Source organism: Massilia sp. Dwa41.01b, assembly GCF_014171775.1.
Taxonomy (GTDB): domain Bacteria; phylum Pseudomonadota; class Gammaproteobacteria; order Burkholderiales; family Burkholderiaceae_D; genus Telluria.
On sequence record NZ_CP050454.1, the window covers coordinates 3635213 to 3658596 of the forward strand.

General features: G+C 63.7%; 24 protein-coding genes and 1 tRNA gene. 2 read left to right on the top strand and 23 right to left on the bottom strand.

The genetic code is table 11. The features are described from left to right. Position 1: 1 nt before the first annotated feature. From G4G28_RS16645 to G4G28_RS16740, 20 genes are all read right to left on the bottom strand, one after another. Complete coding sequence (locus G4G28_RS16645; protein WP_182989108.1) at positions 2–559, bottom strand: NUDIX domain-containing protein; 558 nt, start codon at positions 557–559, stop codon at positions 2–4. A 32-nt stretch (positions 560–591) separates the two neighbouring features. Next, the gene (locus G4G28_RS16650) at positions 592–912 is read right to left on the bottom strand and encodes a DUF2818 family protein (protein WP_182989109.1); all 321 of its coding nucleotides are present in this window, start codon (positions 910–912) and stop codon (positions 592–594) included. 3 nt (positions 913–915) lie between these two features. Continuing rightward, the gene (gene nuoN / locus G4G28_RS16655; protein ID WP_182989110.1) at positions 916–2421 is read right to left on the bottom strand and encodes an NADH-quinone oxidoreductase subunit NuoN; all 1506 of its coding nucleotides are present in this window, start codon (positions 2419–2421) and stop codon (positions 916–918) included. Positions 2422–2436: 15 nt separating this feature from the next. Next, complete coding sequence (locus G4G28_RS16660) at positions 2437–3936, bottom strand: NADH-quinone oxidoreductase subunit M (protein ID WP_182989111.1); 1500 nt, start codon at positions 3934–3936, stop codon at positions 2437–2439. 22 nt (positions 3937–3958) lie between these two features. Beyond that, positions 3959–6082, bottom strand: coding sequence for an NADH-quinone oxidoreductase subunit L (nuoL, locus tag G4G28_RS16665; RefSeq protein WP_182989112.1), 2124 nt, complete (start codon positions 6080–6082; stop codon positions 3959–3961). A gap of 37 nt (positions 6083–6119) precedes the next feature. After that, positions 6120–6428: an NADH-quinone oxidoreductase subunit NuoK gene (nuoK, locus tag G4G28_RS16670; protein WP_182989113.1), complete on the bottom strand. Its 309-nt coding sequence runs from the start codon at positions 6426–6428 to the stop codon at positions 6120–6122. Then, positions 6425–7075, bottom strand: a complete 651-nt coding sequence (locus tag G4G28_RS16675; RefSeq protein ID WP_182989114.1) for an NADH-quinone oxidoreductase subunit J — start codon at positions 7073–7075, stop codon at positions 6425–6427. The genes nuoK and G4G28_RS16675 overlap by 4 nt, the downstream gene beginning before the upstream one ends. Before the next feature lie 32 nt (positions 7076–7107). Further along, complete coding sequence (nuoI, locus tag G4G28_RS16680; protein WP_182989115.1) at positions 7108–7596, bottom strand: NADH-quinone oxidoreductase subunit NuoI; 489 nt, start codon at positions 7594–7596, stop codon at positions 7108–7110. Positions 7597–7609: 13 nt separating this feature from the next. Beyond that, positions 7610–8695, bottom strand: coding sequence for an NADH-quinone oxidoreductase subunit NuoH (gene nuoH / locus G4G28_RS16685; RefSeq protein ID WP_182989116.1), 1086 nt, complete (start codon positions 8693–8695; stop codon positions 7610–7612). Further along, complete coding sequence (gene nuoG / locus G4G28_RS16690; RefSeq protein ID WP_182989117.1) at positions 8695–11031, bottom strand: NADH-quinone oxidoreductase subunit NuoG; 2337 nt, start codon at positions 11029–11031, stop codon at positions 8695–8697. The genes nuoH and nuoG overlap by 1 nt, the downstream gene beginning before the upstream one ends. Positions 11032–11052: 21 nt before the next feature. Then, the gene (nuoF, locus tag G4G28_RS16695; RefSeq protein WP_182989118.1) at positions 11053–12348 is read right to left on the bottom strand and encodes an NADH-quinone oxidoreductase subunit NuoF; all 1296 of its coding nucleotides are present in this window, start codon (positions 12346–12348) and stop codon (positions 11053–11055) included. Then, positions 12345–12833, bottom strand: coding sequence for an NADH-quinone oxidoreductase subunit NuoE (gene nuoE / locus G4G28_RS16700; RefSeq protein WP_182989119.1), 489 nt, complete (start codon positions 12831–12833; stop codon positions 12345–12347). The genes nuoF and nuoE overlap by 4 nt, the downstream gene beginning before the upstream one ends. 21 nt (positions 12834–12854) lie before the next feature. Next, positions 12855–14108 (bottom strand): NADH-quinone oxidoreductase subunit D, encoded by a 1254-nt coding sequence (locus G4G28_RS16705; protein WP_182989120.1) that lies wholly within the window; start codon positions 14106–14108, stop codon positions 12855–12857. After that, entirely contained in the window at positions 14108–14701 is a 594-nt protein-coding gene (locus tag G4G28_RS16710) for an NADH-quinone oxidoreductase subunit C (protein WP_182989121.1), read from the bottom strand. The genes G4G28_RS16705 and G4G28_RS16710 overlap by 1 nt, the downstream gene beginning before the upstream one ends. Before the next feature lie 16 nt (positions 14702–14717). Then, entirely contained in the window at positions 14718–15197 is a 480-nt protein-coding gene (locus G4G28_RS16715) for an NADH-quinone oxidoreductase subunit B family protein (RefSeq protein WP_056333529.1), read from the bottom strand. Between the two features lie 3 nt (positions 15198–15200). Then, complete coding sequence (locus G4G28_RS16720; RefSeq protein WP_182989122.1) at positions 15201–15560, bottom strand: NADH-quinone oxidoreductase subunit A; 360 nt, start codon at positions 15558–15560, stop codon at positions 15201–15203. Between the two features lie 194 nt (positions 15561–15754). Continuing rightward, positions 15755–15839, bottom strand: a tRNA-Leu gene (locus G4G28_RS16725). Positions 15840–16214: 375 nt separating this feature from the next. Continuing rightward, positions 16215–16679: a preprotein translocase subunit SecG gene (gene secG, locus G4G28_RS16730; protein WP_182989123.1), complete on the bottom strand. Its 465-nt coding sequence runs from the start codon at positions 16677–16679 to the stop codon at positions 16215–16217. Between the two features lie 76 nt (positions 16680–16755). After that, complete coding sequence (tpiA, locus tag G4G28_RS16735) at positions 16756–17499, bottom strand: triose-phosphate isomerase (protein WP_182989124.1); 744 nt, start codon at positions 17497–17499, stop codon at positions 16756–16758. Between the two features lie 242 nt (positions 17500–17741). Then, positions 17742–18722 (bottom strand): NAD(P)H-quinone oxidoreductase, encoded by a 981-nt coding sequence (locus G4G28_RS16740; protein ID WP_183107607.1) that lies wholly within the window; start codon positions 18720–18722, stop codon positions 17742–17744. Positions 18723–19082: 360 nt separating this feature from the next. Here G4G28_RS16740 and G4G28_RS16745 point away from each other — a divergent pair, with 360 nt between their 5' ends. Continuing rightward, a complete protein-coding gene (locus G4G28_RS16745) occupies positions 19083–20351 on the top strand; it encodes an SGNH/GDSL hydrolase family protein (protein ID WP_229507690.1) in 1269 nt (422 codons plus the stop codon). A 254-nt stretch (positions 20352–20605) separates the two neighbouring features. Further along, positions 20606–21364: a PEP-CTERM sorting domain-containing protein gene (locus G4G28_RS16750; RefSeq protein WP_182989127.1), complete on the top strand. Its 759-nt coding sequence runs from the start codon at positions 20606–20608 to the stop codon at positions 21362–21364. Between the two features lie 51 nt (positions 21365–21415). On the opposite strand, the gene G4G28_RS16755 is transcribed toward G4G28_RS16750, so the two are convergent. The 3 genes from G4G28_RS16755 to G4G28_RS16765 form a co-directional block, all read right to left on the bottom strand. Continuing rightward, a complete protein-coding gene (locus tag G4G28_RS16755; protein ID WP_183107608.1) occupies positions 21416–21811 on the bottom strand; it encodes a hypothetical protein in 396 nt (131 codons plus the stop codon). Beyond that, positions 21812–22420, bottom strand: a complete 609-nt coding sequence (locus G4G28_RS16760; protein WP_182989128.1) for a tetratricopeptide repeat protein — start codon at positions 22418–22420, stop codon at positions 21812–21814. An 84-nt stretch (positions 22421–22504) separates the two neighbouring features. Further along, positions 22505–23296, bottom strand: a complete 792-nt coding sequence (locus tag G4G28_RS16765; protein ID WP_183107609.1) for a GIN domain-containing protein — start codon at positions 23294–23296, stop codon at positions 22505–22507. Positions 23297–23384 lie beyond the last annotated feature (88 nt).

Here is a 23384-nt window from a genome sequence, read left to right on the forward strand (position 1 = left end):
CTCAGGCGGGCGACCAGGTCCCGCCCGTGATCTTGTCGAGCCAGAAGGCGCCGATGATGGTTTTCACGTCGGTAATCTCGCCGCGCTTGACCATGTCCAGCAGCTCGGGGACGGTGACGGTGAAGGTTTCGAGGAATTCGCCCTCGTCGAGCTTGGGCGTGCCCGCCGTCAGGCCGCGCGCGAGGAAGATTTCCAGGTGCTCGTCCGAGTAGGCAATCGCGTTGTGGATGGTGCAGACGAAATCCCAGCGGCTGGCGCTGTAGCCGGTTTCTTCTTCCAGCTCGCGTTTGGCGCAGGCGAGGTGTTCCTCGCCCGGATCGATCTTCCCGGCCGGGAACTCGATGAAGACGCGGTCGTTCGGATAGCGGAACTGGCGCTCGAGCAGCACGCGGCCGTCGTCGAAGAGCGGCAGGATCACGACGGCACCCGGATGGCGGATGTATTCGCGGTGGGTGATTTTGCCGTCAGGCAGCTGGATGCGGTCGCGCGAGACTTTCAAGAACTTGCCGTCATAGGCAACCTCGCCGTCCAGGCGGATTTCCTTCAGATTCGAATCCATTCGACTCCTGGGTAAAGCGTTGATCGGAACAATCAGTGGCGCTTACGCAGGTATTGGAAAACGAAGCCCGGAAACGCCAGCACGACGAACAGGCAGCTTGTCACCGCATAGAACTCCCAGCGCTGGGCAAACACGTTGCCGATGCGGGATTCGAGCAGCCAGGCCAGTGCGCCGACGAGGAAGTATAGAACAAGGAGCTCGAGCAGGCGCGCGAGGAAAGGTTTCGTGCGCTCCTGCCCGGTCTGCGCTGGCTTCAGGTGAATGAAGCCGAACACGCGCTCGCTTGCGAACGGCAGGTTCGCCGCCGCGAGCGCGACGGCGATGACCAGCCAGCTGGCAAGCGAGAGATCCACCGCTTACGAAGCCAGCGTCAGCTTGATCGCCTGCAGGCAGGCGCCGAGCAGCGCGCCCGGGACCAGGCCCAGCACGACGATCATGATGCCGTTGATCGACAGCGCCACGCGCATGTCGGTCGGCGCATGGATCGGGCTCGTATCCGCCGCTTCGTCGAACCACATCGTCTTGACGACGCGCAGGTAGTAGAAGGCGCCGATCAGCGAGAACAGCACGGCCACCACGGCCAGCCAGACCATGCCGGTGTTGGCGACGGCCTGCAGCACGGCCCACTTGGCCATGAAGCCCATCATCGGCGGCACGCCTGCCAGCGAGAACATCAATACCGTCATCACGACCGCGAACCACGGTGCGCGGCGGCCCAGGCCCTTGAAGTCGGCGATCTGCTCGGCTTCGAAGCCCGAACGCGCCAGCATCATGATCATGCCGAAGCTGCCCAGGGTGGTGAGCACGTAGGTGATCGACGCGTACATGGCCGACGAATACGCCGCCGGCATGTTGCTGGTGTCGGTGCCGACCACGCCGGCCATCATGCCCAGCAGGACAAAGCCCATCTGGGCGATGGTCGAATAGGCCAGCATGCGCTTGAGGTTGGTCTGGGCGATCGCGGTCAGGTTGCCGATCGCCAGCGACAGCACGGCCAGCACCATCAGCATCTGCTGCCAGTCCTTGGCCATGCCGGGCATCGCTTCGACCAGCAGGCGCATGACGATGGCGAAGGCCGCCAGCTTCGGCGCGCCACCCAGCAGCAGGGTCACGGCCGTCGGCGAACCCTGGTAGACGTCCGGCGCCCACATGTGGAAGGGTGCGGCACCCAGCTTGAAGGCGATACCGGCGACGAGGAAGACCAGGCCGAAGGTGAGGATGGTGTCGTTCGCGCCAAGGGTGGCCGCGCGGGCGGCGATCTCCGGGATGTTCAGCGCGCCGGTGGCGCCGTAGATCATCGAGATACCGTAGAGCATGAAGCCCGAAGCCAGCGAACCGAGGATGAAGTACTTCATCGCCGCTTCGGTCGAGACCGCGTGGTCGCGGCGCAGGGCTACCAGGGCATACAGCGAGAGCGACATCAGTTCCAGGCCCAGGTAGACCGACAGCGTGCTGTTACCCGAGATCATGATCATCTGGCCGAGCGTGGCCAGCAGTGCGATCACATAGAACTCGCCGCCCAGGTTACCGGACAGCATGCCCCGCTCACCGGCGTACTGGCGCGAATACACCAGCGTCAGGCCGACGGCCAGGTAGGTGAACAGCTTGAGCAGGTTCGACATCGGGTCCGACACGTACATGCCATTGAAGGTGTACACGGTCGCGCCCGAGGTGAAGTCGGCCATGGTGATGACCGCGCAGCCGACCAGGGTCAGCAGCGACAGGTAATAGGTGACGTTGCGGCGCGCCCCCTTCAGGTACATGTCGATCAACAGGATCGCGGAAGTCGCGATCAGCAGGAAGATTTCGGCGTACACCGGCACCAGGTTGGTGTCGACGGCCGGTAGCAAAGTGTTGTTCATGGCGTCTATTTCAAATTATTGAGGCAGCTGCGGCAGCTTGCTGACGGACACGTGTTGCAGCAGGTCGGCCACCGAGGTCTGCAGCGTCTCGGCGATTGGCGCCGGGTACAGGCCCATGTACAGGGTGGCAATCGCCAGCACGGCCAGGATCGCGAACTCGCGGCGGTTCAGGTCGACCAGTTCGGCAACGTGCTTGTTACCGATCGGACCGAACACGACACGCTTGACCATCCACAGCGAGTAGGCGGCGCCCAGGATCAGGGCGGTACCGGCTGCCAGGCCGGTCCAGAAGTTGAACTGCACGGCGCCCAGGATGACCATGAACTCGCCGATGAAGCCGGAAGTGGCCGGCAGGCCGGCATTGGCCATCGAGAACAGCACGGCAAAGGCGGCGAACTTCGGCATCGTGTTGACGACGCCGCCGTAGTCGGCGATTTCACGCGAGTGCATGCGGTCGTACAGCACGCCGATGCAGAGGAACATCGCGCCCGACACGAAGCCGTGCGAGATCGACTGCATCAGGCCGCCCTGCACGCCCATCTCGTTGAAGATGAAGAAACCCAGGGTAACAAAACCCATGTGGGCGATCGACGAATAGGCCACCAGCTTCTTCATGTCCTTCTGGACCAGGGCCACGAGGCCGATGTAGATCACGGCGATCAAGGAGAGCACGATGACGACCGGCGCCAGGTAGTGCGAGGCGTCCGGGGCGATCGGCAGCGAGAACCGCAGGAAACCGTAGGCACCGAGTTTCAGCATGATCGCGGCCAGCACGACGGAGCCGCCGGTCGGCGCTTCCACGTGGGCATCCGGCAGCCAGGTGTGCACCGGCCACATCGGCACTTTCACGGCGAAGGCCATGAAGAAGGCGATGAAGATCAGGATCTGTTCCTTCATGCCCAGCGGCTGGACGTGCCATTGCTGGATGTCGAAGGTGCCCGACACGTTGTACAGGTAGATGATCGCGATCAGGGTCAGCAGCGAGCCGAAGAACGTGTACAGGAAGAACTTGAATGCCGCATACACGCGGTTCGGGCCACCGAAGACGCCGATGATGATGAACATCGGGATCAGGGTCGCTTCGAAGAAGAAGTAGAACAGCACGCCGTCGAGCGCGGCGAACACGCCGATCATCAGGCCCGACAGCAGCAGGAAGGAACCCATGTACTGCGCGACGCGGTCCTGGATGACTTCCCAGGCGGCCAGCACGACGATGACCGTAATAAAAGCGGTCAGCGGCACGAACCACAGCGACAGGCCATCGACGCCGAGGCGGTAGAAGATGTTGAAACGCTCGATCCACGGCGCGGTTTCGGCGAACTGCATGCCGTGGGCCGCGCTGTCGAAGTTCATGATCAGCGGAATCGTCGGCAGCAGGCTGACGACGGCGCCAAACAGCGACAGCATGCGGACAAAACCCGCATTCCTGTCGCGGCCGACGGCGAGCACGAGCACGCCGAAGAGGATCGGGAGCCAGATCGCCAGGCTCAGGTAAGGAATAGTTGACTGCATCATTTGTCTTTTTCTTTGCCTGTGATTAGCGCCAGAACGGGAAGAAGTACAGCAGGGTCGCCATGACGCCCACGATCATCACGAACGCGTAGTGATAGATGTAACCGGTCTGGAAAGTACGGGTCAGCAGCGAGAACCAGCCGACCACCTTGGCGCTGCCGTTGACCAGCAGGCCGTCGATCAGCGCACGGTCGCCCACCTTCCACAGGCCGCCACCGAGGGCGCGCGCGCCGCCGGCGAACACCGCCTGGTTGAACTTGTCCATGTAGTACTTGTTGTCCAGCAGGGTGTGCAGGAACTTGAAGTGGCGGTAGAACCAGGCCGGAATCGACGGTTTCAGCATGTAGCAGACGTAGGCGCAGATCACGCCGAGCGCTGCCAGGCCGAACGGCAGGGTCAGGAAGCCGTGGGCACCCATGCCGGCCGCGTTATGCAGGTGGTGGAATTCTTCGCGCAGCGCTTCCATCGCCGTGTGGTTTTCGCCGACGAAGATCACGTTCTTGAAGAACTCGCCATGCAGCATCGGCTCGATGGTGAAGTAGCCGATCAGCACCGACGGGATCGCCAGCAGAACCAGCGGCAGGGTCACGACCCATGGCGACTCGTGCGGCTTCTGGCCAGGTGCCAGGCCGTGGTGGTGGTCACCATGCGAGTCTTCCTCGTGGTGCGCGTCCGAGTCATGGGCAGCCAGCGGGTCGTCGTGCTCGTGGCCGGCAGCGACGGCCTGCTTGTGGTCATCGTGCGGGTGCGCATCGTGGGCGTGGGCCTGGCCGAAACGCTCTTTCCCGTGGAAGACCAGGAAATACATGCGGAAGGAGTAGAAGGCGGTGATGAACACGCCGGCCACGACCGCGAAGTAGGCAAAGCTTGACCCCGGCAGGTTCGACGCGTGCACCGCTTCGATGATCGAATCCTTCGAGTAGAAGCCCGAGAAGAACGGCGTGCCGATCAGGGCCAGCGAGCCGGCCAGCGAGGTCAGCCAGGTGATCTTCATGTACTTGCGCAGGCCGCCCATGTTGCGCATGTCCTGGTCGTGGTGCATGCCGATGATGACGGAACCGGCGCCCAGGAACAGCAGTGCCTTGAAGAACGCGTGGGTCATCAGGTGGAAGACGGCGACCGAATAGGCCGAGGCGCCCAGCGCGACGGTCATGTAGCCCAGCTGCGACAGGGTCGAGTAAGCGACGACGCGCTTGATGTCGTTCTGGATGATGCCGAGGAAGCCCATGAACAGCGCGGTAATCGCACCGATGACCATGACGAAGGACAGCGCGGTGTCCGACAGTTCGAACAGCGGCGACATGCGCGACACCATGAAGATGCCGGCGGTAACCATGGTCGCGGCGTGGATCAGTGCCGAGATCGGGGTCGGGCCTTCCATCGAGTCAGGCAGCCAGACGTGCAGCGGGAACTGCGCCGACTTGCCCATCGCGCCGATGAACAGGCAGATGCAGGCGGCGGTCAGCAGCGGCCAGCCGATGCCCGGCACCGTCATGCCGACCAGCTTGTCAGCTTGCGCAAAGGTTTCGCCGTAGTGCATGGTGCCGGATGCGGCCAGCAGCAGGCCGATGCCGAGGATGAAGCCGAAGTCGCCGACGCGGTTGACCAGGAAGGCCTTCATGTTGGCGAAGATCGCGGTCGGACGGGTGTACCAGAAGCCGATCAGGAGATACGACACCAGGCCCACCGCCTCCCAGCCGAAGAACAGCTGCAGGAAGTTGTTCGACATGACCAGCATCAGCATCGAGAAGGTGAACAGCGAGATGTACGAGAAGAAGCGGTTGTAGCCTTCGTCCTCGGCCATGTAGCCGATCGTGTAGATGTGGACCATCAGCGACACCGAGGTGACCACGCACATCATCATCGCCGACAGCGCATCGATCTGGAAGCCGACGGCCAGTTTCACCGTGCCGACCTGCATCCAGGTATAGATGTCTTCGTTGAAGGTGGCGCCGTCCAGGACCTTCATCAGGGTCATGATCGAGATGACCATGGCGATCGCCACGCCGAGAATGGTCGCGGTATGCGACACCTTGCGGCCGACGACGTTACCCAGGAACTTGGTACCGAGCAGGCCGGCAATCGCCGAGCCTGCCAGCGGCGCCAGGGGCACCGCCAGTAAGAGTGAGGAAGAGAGCTGCTCCGCCATAATAATCTTTAACCCTTTTTATTTATAGCCGAGACCATCAACCCTTGAGGGTATCGAGGTCTTCCACGTTGATCGTGTCCAGATTACGGAACAGAACCACCAGGATCGCCAGGCCGATCGCCGATTCGGCGGCCGCGACGGTCAGGATGAAGAACACGAAGATCTGCCCTGCCGCGTCGCCCAGGTAATGCGAGAAGGCGATGAAGTTCAGGTTCACTGCCAGCAGCATCAGTTCGATGGCCATCAGCAGGATGATGATGTTCTTCCGGTTCAGGAAGATACCGACGATCGAGATCGCGAAGAGGATCGCGCCCAGGACCAGGTAGTGTGCGAGCGATAAAGTCATGGGGTCTCCTTCGTGTCCTGCAGGCTTGATGCGCTGTTGGCGTCATGGCCGGCTGCGCTCACCGCTGCCATCTTGACGATGCGCAGGCGGTCGTTACGCTTCACGCGCACGGCGGCGCCCGGATCGATCGCCTTGCTGTCCTTACGCTTGCGCAAGGTCAGTGCAACGGCGGCGATGATGGCCACCAGCAGGATCACGGCGGCGATTTCGAAGCCGTAGATGTACCTGGTGTAGATCAGGCGGCCGAGTTCGCGCGTACCGCCGATGTTCAGCGCGGCCGCTTCCGGCGTCTGGGCGAAGTTGCCGTAGCCATTCCACAGCACCAGGGCCATTTCGATGACGACGATGGCGCCGATCAGGAGGGCCATCGGCAGGTAGCCGAGGAAGCCTTCGCGCATGCGGTCGACGTTAATGTCGAGCATCATGACGACGAAGAGGAACAGCACCATGACGGCGCCGACATAGACCAGCACCAGCACGATGGCGAGGAACTCGGCCTTCAGCAGCAGCCAGATGCCGGCCGCGTTGAAGAACGCGAGCACCAGGAACAGCGCGGCGTGGACCGGGTTCTTGGCGGTGATGACGCGCAGCGCGGACAGCACCATGATGGCCGCGAAGACGTAGAACAATCCAGTTGTAAATTCCATGACTGACAGGGACCTTTTCTTGTTATTGCCGATTACCGGTACTTCGCATCGGCCGCACGGGCGGCGGCGATGTCGGCTTCGTAGCGGTCGCCCACGGCCAGCAGCATCTCTTTCGTGTAGTAGAGATCGCCACGCTTTTCGCCGTGGTATTCCAGCACGTGGGTCTCGACGATCGAGTCGACCGGGCACGACTCTTCGCAGAAGCCGCAGAAGATGCACTTGGTCAGGTCGATGTCATAGCGCGTGGTGCGGCGGGTGCCGTCCTCGCGCTGCGCCGACTCGATCGTGATGGCCATGGCCGGGCACACCGCTTCGCACAGCTTGCAGGCGATGCAGCGCTCTTCCCCGTTCGGGTAGCGGCGCAGCGCGTGCAGGCCGCGGAAACGGTTGGAGATCGGCGTCTTCTCTTCCGGATACTGCACCGTGATCTTGCGCGACAGCGCATAGCGGCCCGTCAGCGCCAGCCCCTTGAACAGCTCGGTCAGCATCAGGCTGCCGAGGATTTCCTTGATTCGGTTCATTGAATGCGCTTCCTTACTTCCAAATATTCCAGGACGTCTGCATGACGCCAGCGACGAGCACCAGCCAGACCAGGGTCACCGGGATGAAGACTTTCCAGCCCAGGCGCATGATCTGGTCATAGCGGTAACGCGGGAAGGTGCCGCGGACCCAGATCATCAGCGAAACGAGCAGGAACATCTTCAGGAACAGCCAGAAGAAGCCGCCGAATGCGCCGCCGAATTCCAGGAAGGAGAACGGTGCGTGCCAGCCGCCGAGGAACATGATCGATGCCAGGGTGGAGATCAGGATCATGTTGGCGTATTCGGCCAGCATGAACATCGCGTAGGACATGCCCGAGTATTCCACCATGTGGCCGGCGACGATTTCCGACTCGCCTTCCACCACGTCGAAGGGGTGGCGGTTGCATTCCGCCAGGCCCGAGATGAAGTAGATCGCGAACAGCGGCAGCAATGGCAGCCAGTTCCACGAGAACAGGTTCAGGCCATGGCTGGCAGCCATGCCGACGGCCTGGCCGGCGACGATGTCCGAGAAGTTCAGCGAACCCGACACCATCAGCACGACGACCATCACGAAGCCCATCGGGATTTCATACGAAATCATCTGGGCCGAGGCGCGCATTGCGCCCATGAAGGCGTACTTCGAGTTCGAGGACCAGCCGGCGATGATGATGCCGTACACCTCGATCGAGGTGATCGCCAGCAGCAGCAGCAAACCGGCGTTGACGTTGGCCAGCGCCGCACCCGGGCCGAAAGGCACGACCGACCAGGCGGCCAGTGCCGGCATGATCGTCATGATCGGGCCCAGCACGAAGAGCTTGGTGGTGGCTTTCGCCGGGATCACGATCTCTTTCAGCAGCAGCTTGAGCGCGTCGGCGATCGGCTGCAGCAGGCCGGCCGGACCCACGCGGTTCGGGCCGACGCGGATCTGGATCCAGCCGATGAGTTTACGTTCCCACAGGGTGGCGTAGGCGACCAGGCCCATCAGCGGCAGAAGCACGCACAGGATCTTGATCACGGTCCAGATGACTGGCCAGACCGGCGCGATCGGGCTGGACGCGCCGAACTCGTAGAAACTATCGATATAACCGGGCGTTGCCATTAGTTGCCCTCCCCTGCTTTTTCAACTTGGATGGCGCCGAACATCGCGCCCAGACTTGCGGTTGCCGGATGGGCGGCGGCCACGCGCACGACGTTCGCCGGCAATCTAGCGTCGATGTCGGCGACCAGCAGCGCGCTGCCATTGCCTTGCGTGACCTTGACGACGTCGCCGGCTTTCACGCCGAGGCGTTCGGCCAGGGCGCGCGGCAGGCGTGCCAGCGGCTGCTGGCCGTCGGCCGTACGCAGCAGCGGTTCCGAGCGGCGCGCGATGGCGTCGGCGAAATAGATCGGCACGTCGGCGAGGCGTTGCAGGCTGCCCTGCTCTTCAGAGCGTGCAGCAGCTTGCGGCGCCAGCTTGGCCACGTTGTTCAGCTTGGCCGAATGGTCCGTTACACCTTTGCCCAGCGCTTCGTCGCGGATCGATTCGGCGGTGTCGAACTCGAAGCCCGAGAGGCCGAGCAGGTTGCCCAGCACGCGCAGCACTTTCCAGGCCGGACGGGTTTCGCCCAGCGGCTTGACGGTGCCGTTGAAGCTCTGTGCACGGCCTTCGCAGTTCACAAACGTACCGGCGGTCTCGGTGAACGGCGAGATCGGCAGCAGCACGTCGGCATAGTCCATGCCGTGCTTGAACGGCGACATGGCCACGACCATCTCGGCGCCCTGCAGTGCGCCCAGGGCCTGCTGCGGGTTGGCGGCGTCGAGTTCCGGCTCGGCGTTCAGCAGCACGAAGGCTTTCTTCGGCGTGGCGAACAGGTTCTGGCTGGTGGTGGCACCGACCAGGTAGCCGCCGACGGTATTGGCCGCTTCGACGAAGGAACCGAAGCTGGCGCCGACGGCGTTGGCGATCCATTGCGCGGCGGCGTGGATTTGCGAGGCTTGCGGGTGGTGCGTGGCGGCGTTACCCAGCAGCACGGCGCCCGGCAGCTCGCTACCCACGGCAACCAGCGAAGCGGCGATGGCTTTCGCCACGTCGCCGGCCTGCACGTTCTCGAAGCCGGCAGGGGCCTGGACCTCTTTCGCAGCGGCGACAGCCGAGACGATTTCCGACAGCGCAGCGAGCCAGTCGGTCGGCGCGGCGATCATTTTCGCGGCGGTCGGGATCAGGTTGTCCTCGTCCGAACCATGCAGGATCGACAGCTTGGCGCCGCCCTTGACTGCCTGGCGCAGGCGGGTCGCGACCAGCGGGTGATCCTTGCGCAGGAAGGAACCGATGACCAGCACGCGCTTCAGGTTCGACAGTTCGGCGATCGGCATGCCCAGCCATGGGGTGACCTGGCCGTCCAGGGCGAAATCGCTCTGGCGCAGGCGGAAGTCGACGGCATTGACGCCGAAGCCGCGCATGGCCTTGTTCAGCAGGTGCAGTTCTTCGACGGTCGAGTGCGCGGTGGCGACCGCGGCGATGCTGTCGGCGCCGTGTTCATGGCGGATGTTGCGCAGGCCGTGGGCGACGTATTCCAGCGCCGTCTGCCAGTCGGTTTCCTGCCACTGTCCGCCCTGCTTGATCATCGGGTTGATCAGGCGGTCGGCATTGTCCAGCGCTTCGTACGAGAAGCGGTCCTTGTCGGACAGCCAGCACTCGTTGATCTTTTCGTTTTCCAGCGGCAGCACGCGCATCACTTTACCGCCCTTGACCTGGACGATCAGGTTGGTACCGAGCGAGTCGTGCGGGGAAATCGACTTGCGGCGCTGCAGTTCCCATGGACGTGCCGAGAAGCGGAAAGGTTTACTCGTCAGCGCGCCGACCGGGCACAGGTCGATCATGTTGCCCGACACTTCAGAGTCGACGGTCTTGCCCACAAAAGTAGTGATTTCCGAATGCTCGCCGCGGCCGACCATGCCGAATTCCATGACGCCGGCCACTTCCTGGCCGAAACGCACGCAACGGGTGCACTGGATGCAGCGGGCCATCTCTTCCATCGAGATCAGCGGACCGGCTTCCTTCGGGGTGACGACGCGCTTTTCTTCCTGGTAGCGCGAGTTGCCCTTGCCGTAGCCGACGGCCAGATCCTGCAGCTGGCATTCGCCGCCCTGGTCGCAGATCGGGCAGTCCAGCGGGTGGTTAATCAGGAGGAATTCCATCACCGACTTCTGCGCCTGCACGGCCTTGTCGCTGTGGGTGCGCACGATCATGCCGGGCGAGACTGGCGTGGCGCAGGCAGGCATCGGCTTCGGTGCCTTCTCGACCTCGACCAGGCACATACGGCAGTTCGCTGCGATCGACAATTTCTTGTGATAGCAGAAGTGCGGGATATAGGTCCCGAGTTTGTTTGCGGCGTCCATCACCATGGAACCTGGTGCGACTTCGACTTTCTTGCCGTCTAATTCAATTTCAACCATTTGATCGTTACCTGACGGGGCTTAAAGGTAGGTGGGCACGAGGCATTGCTTGTGCTCGATGTGATGAATGAATTCCTCACGGAAGTTCTTGATCATGGCTTCCACAGGCATCGCGGCGGCTTCGCCGAGCGCGCAAATGGTACGGCCCTTGATGTTGAACGCCACATTGTTCAGGAGTTCGATGTCTTCCGGACGGCCTTGTCCGTTTTCGATACGGTGCACCATGCGGTACAGCCAGCCGGTGCCTTCGCGGCAGGGCGTGCACTGGCCGCAGGACTCTTCGTAATAGAAATAGGACAGGCGCAGCAGCGACTTGACCATGCAGCGGGTCTCGTCCATGACGATGACGGCGCCGGAACCGAGCATCGAGCCCGCTTTCGCGATCGAATCATAGTCCATGTCGGTTTCCATCATGACTTCGCCACGAATCACCGGTGCCGACGAACCGCCTGGAATCACGGCCTTGATCTTCTTGCCGCCGCGCATGCCGCCGGCCAGCTCGAGCAGCTTGGCGAACGGCGTGCCCAGCGGGATCTCGTAGTTGCCTGGACGCTCGACGTCGCCCGAGATCGAGAAGATCTTGGTGCCGCCGTTGTTCGGCTTGCCCATGCCCATGTAGTTCTCCGGGCCGACGTTCATGATGAACGGCACGGCGGCGAAGGTCTCGGTGTTGTTGATCGTGGTCGGCTTGCCGTACAGGCCGAACGAGGCCGGGAACGGCGGCTTGAAGCGCGGCTGGCCTTTTTTACCCTCGAGCGACTCCAGCAGCGCGGTTTCTTCGCCGCAGATGTAGGCGCCGTAACCGTGGGCGGCGTGCAGCTGGAAGCTGAAGGTCGAACCCATGATGTTATCGCCCAGGAAGCCGGCGGCACGCGCCTCTTCCAGCGCTTCTTCGAAACGCAGGTATTCCTGGAAGATCTCGCCGTGGATGTAGTTGTAGCCCACGGTGATGCCCATCGCGTAGGCGCCGATGGCCATGCCTTCGATCAGCGCATGGGGGTTATAACGGATGATGTCGCGGTCCTTGAACGTGCCCGGCTCGCCTTCGTCGGTATTGCAGACGAGGTATTTCTGGCCCGGGAACTGGCGCGGCATGAAGCTCCACTTCAGGCCGGTCGGGAAACCGGCGCCGCCGCGGCCGCGCAGGCCCGAGGCCTTCAGGTCGGCAATGACCTGTTCCTGGGTGATGCCGCCTTCGAGGATACGGCGCAGGGCCGAGTAGCCGCCGCGCTTCACGTAATCGTCGAGACGCCAGTTGTCGCCGTTCAGATCCTTCAGGATCAGCGGATTGATGTGACGGTCATGCAGGCTGGTCATTGCTTCTGTTCCTTCAATTCATCCACCAGGGCGTCGATCTTCTCGTTGCTCATGAACGAGCACATGCGGTGGTTATTCACCAGCATGACCGGCGCATCGCCGCAGGCGCCCATGCACTCGCCCTCGAGGACGGTAAACTGGCCGTCTTCGGTGGTGCTGCGGAACTCGACGCCGAGCTTGTCCTTCAGGTGCTTGGCGGCGCGCTCGCCACCGGACAGGGCGCACGGCAGGTTGGTGCACACGGTGATCTTGTGCTTGCCGACCGGGCGGATGTTGTACATGTTGTAGAAGGTCGCCACTTCCTGCACGGCGATCGCCGGCATGCCGATGTAGTCGGCGACTTCCTGCATGGTTTCGGGCGACAGCCAGCCCAGTTCGACCTGGGCGTGGGCCAGCGCGGCCATCACGGCGCTCTGGCGCTGGTCGGCCGGGTACTTGGCCAGCTCGCGATCGATTTTTTTATAGCACTGCTCGGATAACAACATAATCTTTTCTGCCTTTGAGCTTTATCGGTCAATAGAGCCGAACACGATGTCCTGGGTACCGATGATCGTGACGGCGTCGGCGATCATGTGGCCGCGTGCCATCTCGTCCAGGCTCTGCAGGTGCGCATAGTCGGGCGTGCGGATCTTCAGGCGGTAGGGCTTGTTGGCGCCGTCGGAGACGATGTAGATGCCGAACTCGCCCTTCGGGTGCTCGATGGCGGCATACGCCTCGCCTTCGGGCACGTGGAAGCCTTCGGTAAACAGCTTGAAGTGGTGGATCAGCGATTCCATGTTCGACTTCATGTCTTCGCGCGCAGGCGGGACGATCTTGTAGTTGTCGATCATCACCGGGCCCTGGTTCGCACGCAGCCAGGTCACGCACTGCTTGATGATGCGGTTCGACTGGCGCATCTCTTCCACGCGGACCAGGTAGCGGTCGTAGGAGTCGCCGTTGGTGCCGACCGGGATATCGAAGTCGAGGCGGTCGTAGACTGCGTACGGCTGGGTCTTGCGCAGGTCCCAGGCCACGCCCGAACCGCGCAGCATGGCGCCGGTGAAGCCCATGGCTTTCGCGTCTTCCGGCGACACCACGCCGATGCCGACGGTACGCTGCTTCCAGATACGGTTATCGGTCAGCAGGGTCTCGTATTCGTCGACATAGCCGTCGAAGCGCTTGGTGAAGGACTCGATGAAGTCGAGCACCGAACCCTGGCGGTCTTCGTTGAGCTGGTCGATCGCCTTCTTGCTGCGAATGATCGATTCCTTGTGCTTCGGCATGAAGTCCGGCAGGTCGCGATACACGCCGCCCGGGCGATAGTATGCCGCGTGCATGCGTGCACCCGAAACAGCTTCGTAGACGTCGAACAGGTCTTCGCGGTCGCGGAAGGCGTACAGGAACGGGCCCATCGCACCGATGTCGAGCGCGTGCGCGCCCAGCCACATCAGGTGGTTCAGCAAACGGGTGATCTCGTCGAACATGACGCGGATGTACTGGGCGCGCAGCGGTGCTTCGATGCCCAGCAGCTTTTCCACCGCCAGCACATAGCCGTGCTCGTTGCACATCATCGACACGTAGTCGAGGCGGTCCATGTAGGGCACGGACTGCAGGTAGGTACGGGTCTCGGCCAGTTTCTCGGTGCCGCGGTGCAGCAGGCCAATGTGCGGGTCGGCACGCTGGATCACTTCGCCGTCCAGTTCCAGGACCAGGCGCAGCACGCCGTGCGCTGCCGGGTGCTGCGGACCAAAGTTCAGGGTGTAATTCTTAAGCTCAGCCATTATTTCATCCCGTAGGTTTCTTCGCGGATCACGCGCGGGATGTTCTCACGCGGCTCGATCGTCACGGGTTGGTAGATCACGCGCTTCTGCTCGGGGTCGTAGCGCATTTCGACGTAACCCGAGATCGGGAAGTCCTTGCGGAACGGGTGGCCGATGAAGCCATAGTCGGTCAGGATGCGGCGCAGGTCGCCGTGACCGTCGAACAGGATGCCGAACAGGTCGAACGCTTCGCGCTCGTACCAGTTGGCGGCACGCCAGATGCCGGTGATCGATGCGATCAGGGGCATGTCGTCGTCCGGGCAGAAAGTACGCACGCGCACGCGCCAGTTATTGGCCAGCGACAGCAGGTGCACGACGACCGCGTAGCGCGGGCCGTCGTAAGTACCTTCCCCATATTGGGAGTAGTCGACGCCGCACAAGTCGATCATTTCCTCGAATGCGAGCGAAGGATCGTCGCGCAGGGTCTGCATCGCTTGCGCATAGTCGGCGGCCTTGACCACCACGGTCACTTCGCCAAGCGCCGCGCTAATGGCGGCGCCCTCGCCCAGTGCTTTTTCCAGGGCGAGTTGGAGGGCTTCGATTTTCGTTGTCATGGTGAACCCGGCTGTGTTAACGCGCGATGGTGTTGGTGCGCTTGATCTTGTTCTGCAGCTGCATGATTCCGTACAGCAGGGCTTCGGCGGTCGGCGGGCAGCCCGGCACGTACACGTCGACCGGCACGATGCGGTCGCAGCCACGCACCACCGAGTACGAGTAGTGGTAGTAGCCGCCGCCGTTGGCGCAGGAACCCATCGAGATGACCCAGCGCGGCTCGGCCATCTGGTCGTAGACCTTGCGCAGTGCCGGTGCCATCTTGTTGCACAGCGTGCCGGCCACGATCATCACGTCGGACTGGCGTGGCGATGGACGGAACACAATGCCAAAGCGGTCGAGGTCATAGCGGGCTGCGCCCACATGCATCATCTCGACCGCGCAACAGGCCAGGCCAAACGTCATCGGGAACATCGATCCCGTGCGCGCCCAGTTGATCAGCTTATCGGCTGTGGTGGTAATGAAACCTTCGTTTAAGACGCCTTCATGAATAGCCATGGCTTATTCCCAATCAAGGGCACCTTTCTTCCAGATGTACCAGAACCCGACGACGAACTCGGCGATGAACACCATCATCGTCACGAAACCGGTCCAGCCCAGTTCGCGCATCGAGACGCCCCATGGGAAGAAGAATGCCGTTTCCAGATCAAACAAAATAAAGAGGATCGCCACGAGATAGTAGCGAACGTCGAACTTCATGCGCGCGTCTTCGAAGGCTTCGAAGCCGCATTCGTAGGGGGAGAGTTTTGCCGCATCAGGGCGATTCGGACCGAGCAGGTAGCCGAGCACCTGGGGCGCGACACCAACGCCGACACCGATCAGGATGAAGAGAAGAACGGGGAAGTAATTTTCGAGGTTCACGATGGAGCCTATTTGAACGATCGGTTAATGAAACCACTGCATGCCTGCAGCGCCGTATCGCGCAATCCTGGCTGTAAAGCACCCGCCACGGAGCACTTGGCCTGCCACCAGGACCGTACGACTGATCCTCGTAAAAAAGCCAGCTCAGGCATGAGAGCAATCGCTCGTTTGCCCTTGCTGGCTTTTCTGTATCTTGGTGCCGACGGCGAGACTCGAACTCGCACAGCTTGCGCCACTACCCCCTCAAGATAGCGTGTCTACCAATTTCACCACGTCGGCTGGAGACCAGTATTCTACCCTGCCTTAGCACCTTTTTTCAATGCACAAATTGAGGCGTCGCAAGGAAAAACAGGGAATTTTTCAAACTTTCTTCCGTGCAGCCGTCAAAACCACGGCGGAAGGGGCTTGAACACCGGATAAACGCCCAGTTGAGGGCGTCAGCCGGGTACTACAAGGAGGAAACGAGGCGGCTCGACCTGTTTACTCCACGGCCTTGCGGCCGGTTTTGCCTGCGGTGCGGGGCGGGGCTGGGGCGAACCGACCTGCGGTCCGTGCTCCTGCAGGCACCCTGCCTTCCACACCTTGCTGCGATATTGCTTACTGCGCGCTCGCCCCGGGCGCAGCATCAGGCCAGGGCGAACGAACCATCTGGAATTACTGCTGCGTAGCCGGAGCTGCCGGAGCAGCTGGCGCCGGTGCGCTCTGCGCAGGCGCGGCCGGCACCTCGCTCGCCGGGGCGACAGGCACGCCGGCGGTTGGGGACGGGGCGGTCGTGGCAGGTGCCGTCGTGGCGGGAACATTCGCGCCGCCAGGTGCCGGCACGCCATTGCCTGGCTGAGCCATGCGCTCCATCACGCCGCCGCTCGGTGCTGCGCCCGTGCGGTTGTTGGCCATCGAAGCCAGGCCGAGGGTCGACGCGAAGAAGATCGCGGCGGCCAGGGCGGTCGACTTCGACAGGAAGTTCGACGAACCGCTGGCGCCGAACAGGCTGCCCGATGCACCGGAGCCGAAAGCGGCACCCATGTCGGCGCCCTTGCCATGCTGCAGCAGCACCAGGCCGATGATGGCCAGGGCGGAGATGACCTGCACGATCACTACGAGATTGAACAACACGTTCATACCAGTTCCATTCCAAGTTGTACTACGTTGCAAATTCTTTTCAGGCGGCACCTTGGGTGGCGCCTCGGGTCATGCTTCAGGCAGCGTTGACGATCGCCAGGAAATCCGCCGCCTTCAGCGCGGCGCCGCCGATCAGGCCGCCGTCGATGTCGGCTTGCGCCATCAGTTCGGCCGCGTTCTCCGGCTTCATGCTGCCGCCGTACAGGATCGCGACCTGCGCCGCCGCCTCGCTGCGCTGGCGCAGCTGGGCGCGCAGTTGCGCATGCACTTCCTGGGCCATGGCCGGCGTGGCCGTCTTGCCGGTGCCGATCGCCCATACGGGTTCGTAGGCCACCACGATACGCGCGACAGACGCTTCGTCAAGCAGTTCGAGCACTGCCGACAGCTGGCGATTGACGACGGCGGTAGTCTGGCCTGCTTCGCGCTCTTCCAGGGTTTCGCCGACGCACACGATCGGGGTCAGGCCGGCTTCGAGGGCTGCAAGCGCCTTCTGCGCCACCAATTGATCGCTCTCGCCATGGTAGGCGCGGCGTTCCGAGTGGCCGACGATGACGTAGCGGCAAGCGAAATCGACCAGCATCGACGCGGCGACTTCGCCCGTATAGGCACCGCTGGCGTGCTTCGACACATCCTGCGCACCCCATGCGAGGGGCGTGCCGGCAAGGGTGTCGGCACATTGCTGCAGATAGGGAGCGGGAACGCAGACCGCGCAGGCCGCCTTCGCGCCTTCGAGTCCAGCGACGATTCCAGCGAGCAGCGACGCATTGTTCGCGCGGCTGCCATTCATCTTCCAGTTACCTACGACGAGCTTGGGACGCATATTACCCCACAGTCAAATAACCCGCTATTCTAGCTGCCGTTCAGGGGTCGGTCAAACTATGGCTGAGCAAGCGTATTACAAAGGCGTCAATGAGATCCCGAATTCCGGGACGGCCGATCGAGGCCGCCCTAAAACAGGACAGGCGGCACTTGCCGTAGGGTGGACTCTCGAGTCCACGCGGTCTCACCGCATGCAGATGGCAGCGCGGCCACCGGCCAATGTCGTTCGCGTACCCGCCAGCCTCACACCACCTGCAACACGATCTTTCCCACATGCGTGCTCGACTCCATCAGCGCATGCGCCGCCGCGGCTTCCTCCAGCGGGAAGGTCTTGTAGATCACCGGCTTGATCCGGCCCTGCTCGATCAACGGCCATGCCCGCTCGCGCAGTTTCTGCGCGATCGCCGCCTTGAACGCCACCGGCCGCGGCCGTAGCGTCGAGCCGCTGATGGAGAGGCGCCGGCGCAGCACCTGGCCCAGGTCGACGTTTGCCTTCGCCCCGCCCAGCAGCGCGATCAGCGCGATGCGGCCGTCGTCGGTCAGGCAGTCGATCTCGCGCGCCACGTAGTCGCCCGCCACCATGTCGAGCACGACGTCCACGCCACGCCCGCCGGTCAGGTCCTTGACGACGGCAACGAAGTCTTCATTCCGGTAATTGATGCCGCGCTCGGCGCCGAGTGCTTCACAGGCGCGGCATTTCTCATCGCTGCCGGCAGTGGCAAATACCCGGTGGCCAAGGGCACTGGCGAGCTGAATCGCAGTCACGCCGATGCCGGAAGTACCGCCCTGCACCAGCAGCGTCTCGCCCTCGGAGAGTCCCGCGCGGTCGAACACATTGGTCCACACGGTAAAGAAGGTTTCCGGAAGCGAGGCGGCCTCGACGGCGCTGAGTCCGCCTGGCACCGGCAGGCACTGTGCCAAGGGCGCGGCGCAATACTCGGCATAGCCGCCGCCCTGCACCAGCGCGCATACCATGTCGCCCTTCGCGAAGCCGCTGCCGGCAAGAATGCCGTCGACGATCTCGCCCGCCACTTCCAGCCCCGGCAGGTCGGATGCACCCGGCGGCACCGGATAGTGGCCGAGGCGCTGCAGCACGTCGGGACGGTTGATGCCGGCCGCATGCACGCGGATCAGGATCTCGCCATCCTTCAGAACCGGCAGGGGCCGCTCGCAGGGCTGCAGGACCTCGGGTTTGCCGGGCTGGGTGATTTCGATTGCGCGCATGGTTCGGCTCCATGAAAAAGCGCCATTGTACGTCAGCCTTTTCCCCGCCGTTTTCGTTGCTGAGCAACCACTTCCGAGCTCCTCTATTTCCAATTCCTGTGCTCAAACGCAAGCAAATGCTTTGACGCATGAGCTTTTTGGGGAACTTTAGAGCTGGCACAACGAACTCGACTGTAACCACCTTGTCGCCCCTATTCGCGCCGCATAGATTGGAGGACGCGAGCTCAGGCATACGAGCCGTCCCGACCAACCATCGAAGGAGCGAGATCATGTACTCTGCCCTGCTTGACGTCGTCCGCCGCACCGCGGCGCTGTTTTCCCAGCCCCTGCCGGCCGACCGGCGCCGCCGCGGCATGCTGCTTGGCGGCGCTGCGCTGGCCATCGCCCTCACCCTGCCCGTCCCGCGCGCCGGCGCCCAGGACTGGACGAGCGAGCGCTGGGTCGGCACCTGGGGGCACGGCCCCGGCCGGCCCGCCACCCGCCGCCAGCCTGCAGACCTTCAGCAACCAGACCCTGCGCCTGATCGTCCACACCAGCATCGGCGGCAACCGCGTGCGCATCCGCGTGTCCAACGAGTTCGGCACGGTGCCGCTGACCATCGGCGCGGCGCGCATCGGCGTGCGTGCCTCCGGCTCCGACGTCGCCCCAGGCAGCGACCGCGCCCTCACCTTCAGCGGCCGCAGCACGATCACGATTCCGGCCGGCGCCCCGGCGCTGTCCGATCCGGTGGAGCTGAACGTGCCGGCGCTGGGCGACCTCGCCATCAGCCTTTACCTGCCAGGCACGGTTGAGGCGAACACCATCCACGGCACCGCCCTGCAGACCAATTACGTCTCGCTGCCGGGCGATTTCACGGGCGCCGCCACCCTGCCCGTGCAGCGCACCATCACCAGCTGGCCTTTTCTCACCGAGGTCGACGTCGAAGGCAGCGGCCCGGCCATCGTCGCGCTGGGCGATTCCATCACCGACGGCACCCGCAGCACGGTCGACACCAACAACCGCTGGCCCGACTGGCTGGCGCGGCGCCTGCAGACCGTGCGCGACCCGGTGGCCGGCCTGAACGGGCGCATCGGGGTCGTCAACCGCGGCATCAGCGGCAACCGGTTGCTGAGCATTAACCCGGCCAACCTGGTGGCGGGCCGCTCCATCCTCGAGCGCTTCGACCGCGACGTGCTGGCCACAGCGGGCGTGCGCTACCTGACCCTGATGATCGGCATCAACGACATCGGCAACAGCACGGTGACGGGTCCCGGGTCGCTTTCGATTACGGCCGAGGAACTGATTGCCGGCTATCGCCAGGTGATTGCCCGTGCCCACGCGAAAGGCATCGCCGTGTTCGGCGCCACGCTGACGCCCTTCGAAGGCGCCGGCTACTTTTCGCCCGAAAAGGAAGTCGTGCGCCAGGCCGTGAACAACTGGATCCGCTCGAGCGACGAGTTCGATGGCGTCATCGATTTCGACCTCGCCACCCGCGACCCGGCCCACCCGAGCCGCTTCCTGCCGGCCTATGACAGCGGCGACCACCTGCACCCGAGCGACCTCGGCTACCAGGCAATGGGCAATGCGGTGCCTCTGGCCCTGTTCCGTTCGGTGGGCACGGCGGCCTTGAAACCGGCGCAAGCGAAGTAGGGCGATAAGGTAGAAGACGATCAGCTGCCGGAGGCGCGCATGCCTCCGGCAGGCTCCGGCTGTGTCGAAAATGCCAACAGCCGCGCCTGCCTTGCGCGGCTGTCTTGACGCAAATCATTGGCAACCTCGGATGCTTTCCCGGGGGAACATGATCGCTATATGGTAGCCCGGCCAGGAGCGTCCGCCGACACCGCCGCAGCGACGCGGCAAGCTTGCGCAGGACGTGCCGATTCCCTTAACCCGCCAGGAACCATATGAACATCAAGCCATTGATCACCGCTGCCATCTTCCTGCTGATGGGCTCCGCCGCCCAGGCCGGCACCATCCACTACGGCACCGGCACCAACGACCCCTGGAACTCGGCCACCAATGACAGGGCCATGGACAGCGCCTTCGGTGCCGGCAACTGGACCAAGCGCTGGGGATTTTCCACGGGCGTATTCGAGGATGCCGATTTCGTTTTCCTCGATGGCGGCGACGGCAATGCGGTCGACTTCGCCAGCTTCCTGGCCAATAACAGCGCCGTCATCGCCAACTGGGTCGCCGCGGGCGGGCGCCTGTTCCTGAACGCGGCACCGAACGTCGGCGGCTCCTTCGACATGGGCTTCGGCGTGCGCCTGAACTACCCTGGCTATGCCGGCAGCGTGACGGTGACCGACGCCGGCGTGGCCGCCGGCCTGACCGAGGGCGGCTTGACCACCTCGTACTGGGGCACCTCCTTCGCCCATGCCACCGTCAGCGGCGAGATCAGCAAGCTGATTGCCAGCGGGGACGGCGGCACCGTGTTCGGCGCCATGCAGTTTGGCAAAGGCTTCGTTGCCTTCGGCGGCGAGACCACGACCAACTTCCACGGCCCCTACGCCGATGCACAAGCGCTGCGCGTCAACGCGTTGCGCTACGTCGCCCATGCCGCAACGCAGGGGGGAGAGGTGCCGGAACCGGCAACGGTCGCGCTGGTCGGCATGGGTCTGCTGGCCGTCTGCGCCGTACGGCGAAAAGCCGGGCGCGACTGACCGGCGCGTACGATACCTGGACGGGGTGCGCCTGGGCTCCCCCTTTGTTCCTCAGGCGTCGCGCGGCGGCCAGCAATGCACCGCGCCGCCGGTTTCCCCCATCGCCGCGCGCCAGGTCTGTTCGGGGAAATGGCCGCGGCCGATCAGCCTGGCCAGCAAGGCGTCGGCGCCACGGGCCTCCATCGGCACGATCACCGGCCGCCTGCCCTCGCCGAGTTCGATGACCAGGATGTCCGATGCGTAGATGCCTTCGTCCTGGAAGCAGACGCGGCTGATATCGCGCCAGCCGAAACGCTGGGTCCACTCGGCCTGGGCGGTGTCGAGCGCAATCACCCGTGCCTCGTTCGCGTCGAACTCGACGGCAATGAGTTCATCGAGCCGCCGCGGCCGGCGTGCGTTCCACCAGGCCTGCAGGCGCGCCAGCCAGGTGCCGGGTGTCGTTTCCATCTAGCTTCCGCCTGTTTTCGATTGGGTCGGCAGGCTGGTACCCACCTTCCAGGTGCGCGACAGCGCCTGCGCTTCCTCGATCTGCTCGGGCGTCATCTGCCTGGTAATCGCCGCGCGCTGGCTGACCGCGTTGTTGTTGCCGCTGGCCGCCGCGAGGTTCCACAGCATGTAGGCGATGACGGGATCGGCCGGGACGCCCGCGACGTGGTAGCGGTACATCAGCCCCAGCGCATGCTGGGCTTCGGCATGGCCCTGCTCGGCCGCCTTGCGGAACCAGGTGACGGCATGCTTCTGGTCGACCGGCACGGCGTTGCCGGTGTAATACATGGCGCCGACGACGTACTGGGCATCGGCCTTGCCCTGCTGGGCCGCCTTCAGGTGCCAGGCAAAGGCCTGCTTGTAGTCGCGCGCGACGCCGCGGCCCATGTAGTACATCAGTCCCAGCAAATGCTGGGCCTCGGGGTTGCCGGCCCGCGCCAGGGGCGTGACCTCTTTCAGGGCGAGCGCATAGTTGCGTGCGTTATAGGCGCTCGCTCCTTCGGGAAAACCGGCCTGCGCCGCCCCGGCCAGCCCGAGCGCCAGCAGGATCGCTACGGTAAGTTTTTTCATTGTCTCGTGCGTGATACCGGTCACTTCGCCTCATCCATGTCGCCGCCGGCGACGGTGCTCTCCTGCCCTTTCGGCTGCTGCCGGTTACTTCCAGCTGACCTTGCCCAGGCCGTCCACGCTCACCTTGCGGTTGAGCGGCTTGCCGTAGACTGTGACCGAGCCCATGCCCGACAGGTTCAGGTTCGCGCTCTGGTGGGCCGTGACGGTGGCGTTGCCCAGGCCCGAGAGCTCGAGGGTGACGCTGTCGGCGGCAAAGGCCTGCGCGTCCAGCCCGCCGAGCCCGCCCAGCTCCGCTTTGAGCCAGCGGCTGCGTCCGCTTAGGGTGACATAGCCAGCGCCCTGCAGGTCGAGGCTGATGCCTTCGCTGCGCAGGCCGACCAGCTTCATGCTGCCGACGCCGCTCAGGGTGGCCGTGATCATGCGGTAGTCGCTGTTGACGTGCATCGAGCCGGCGCCGTCCAGCGAGAGCTCGAGCTCCTCGCCGCGAAAGCCCGTGATCTCGGTGACGCCCAGGCTTTCGGAGCTCACTTCGCGCAGGTTCGGCAGCACCAGGTCGGCGCGCACCGGGCTCTGGCGCGACATGCGCACGCCTTCCATCTCGCTGCCGAGGTTCAGGGTGTCGCCGCTTTGCATCGCTGTCAGGCGCGCGATCCAGCGCGGGTCGCCGCTCAGCGACAGCGTCGCCGGACTGCCCTGGCGCACGCGCAGGTCGATCACGCCATCGACGCGCACGCGCACGATGCGCGCATCGAGCTGGCGCTGTTCGCCCGCGACCTCGGGCGCGCGCTCGCCGAAGGGCGCGGCGCCGGCCAGGGGCGCCAGCGCCAGGGCCGCCAGGCCGAGGCCCGCCAGACGGGGTTTGAAAGACTTGATCATGCGATGTTCTCCGTATCTGCTGTGACGCGACTGCCCGCACGGCCGGCCAGATCGAGCCTGGCCATCCTTGAACAGTTTGACAATATCT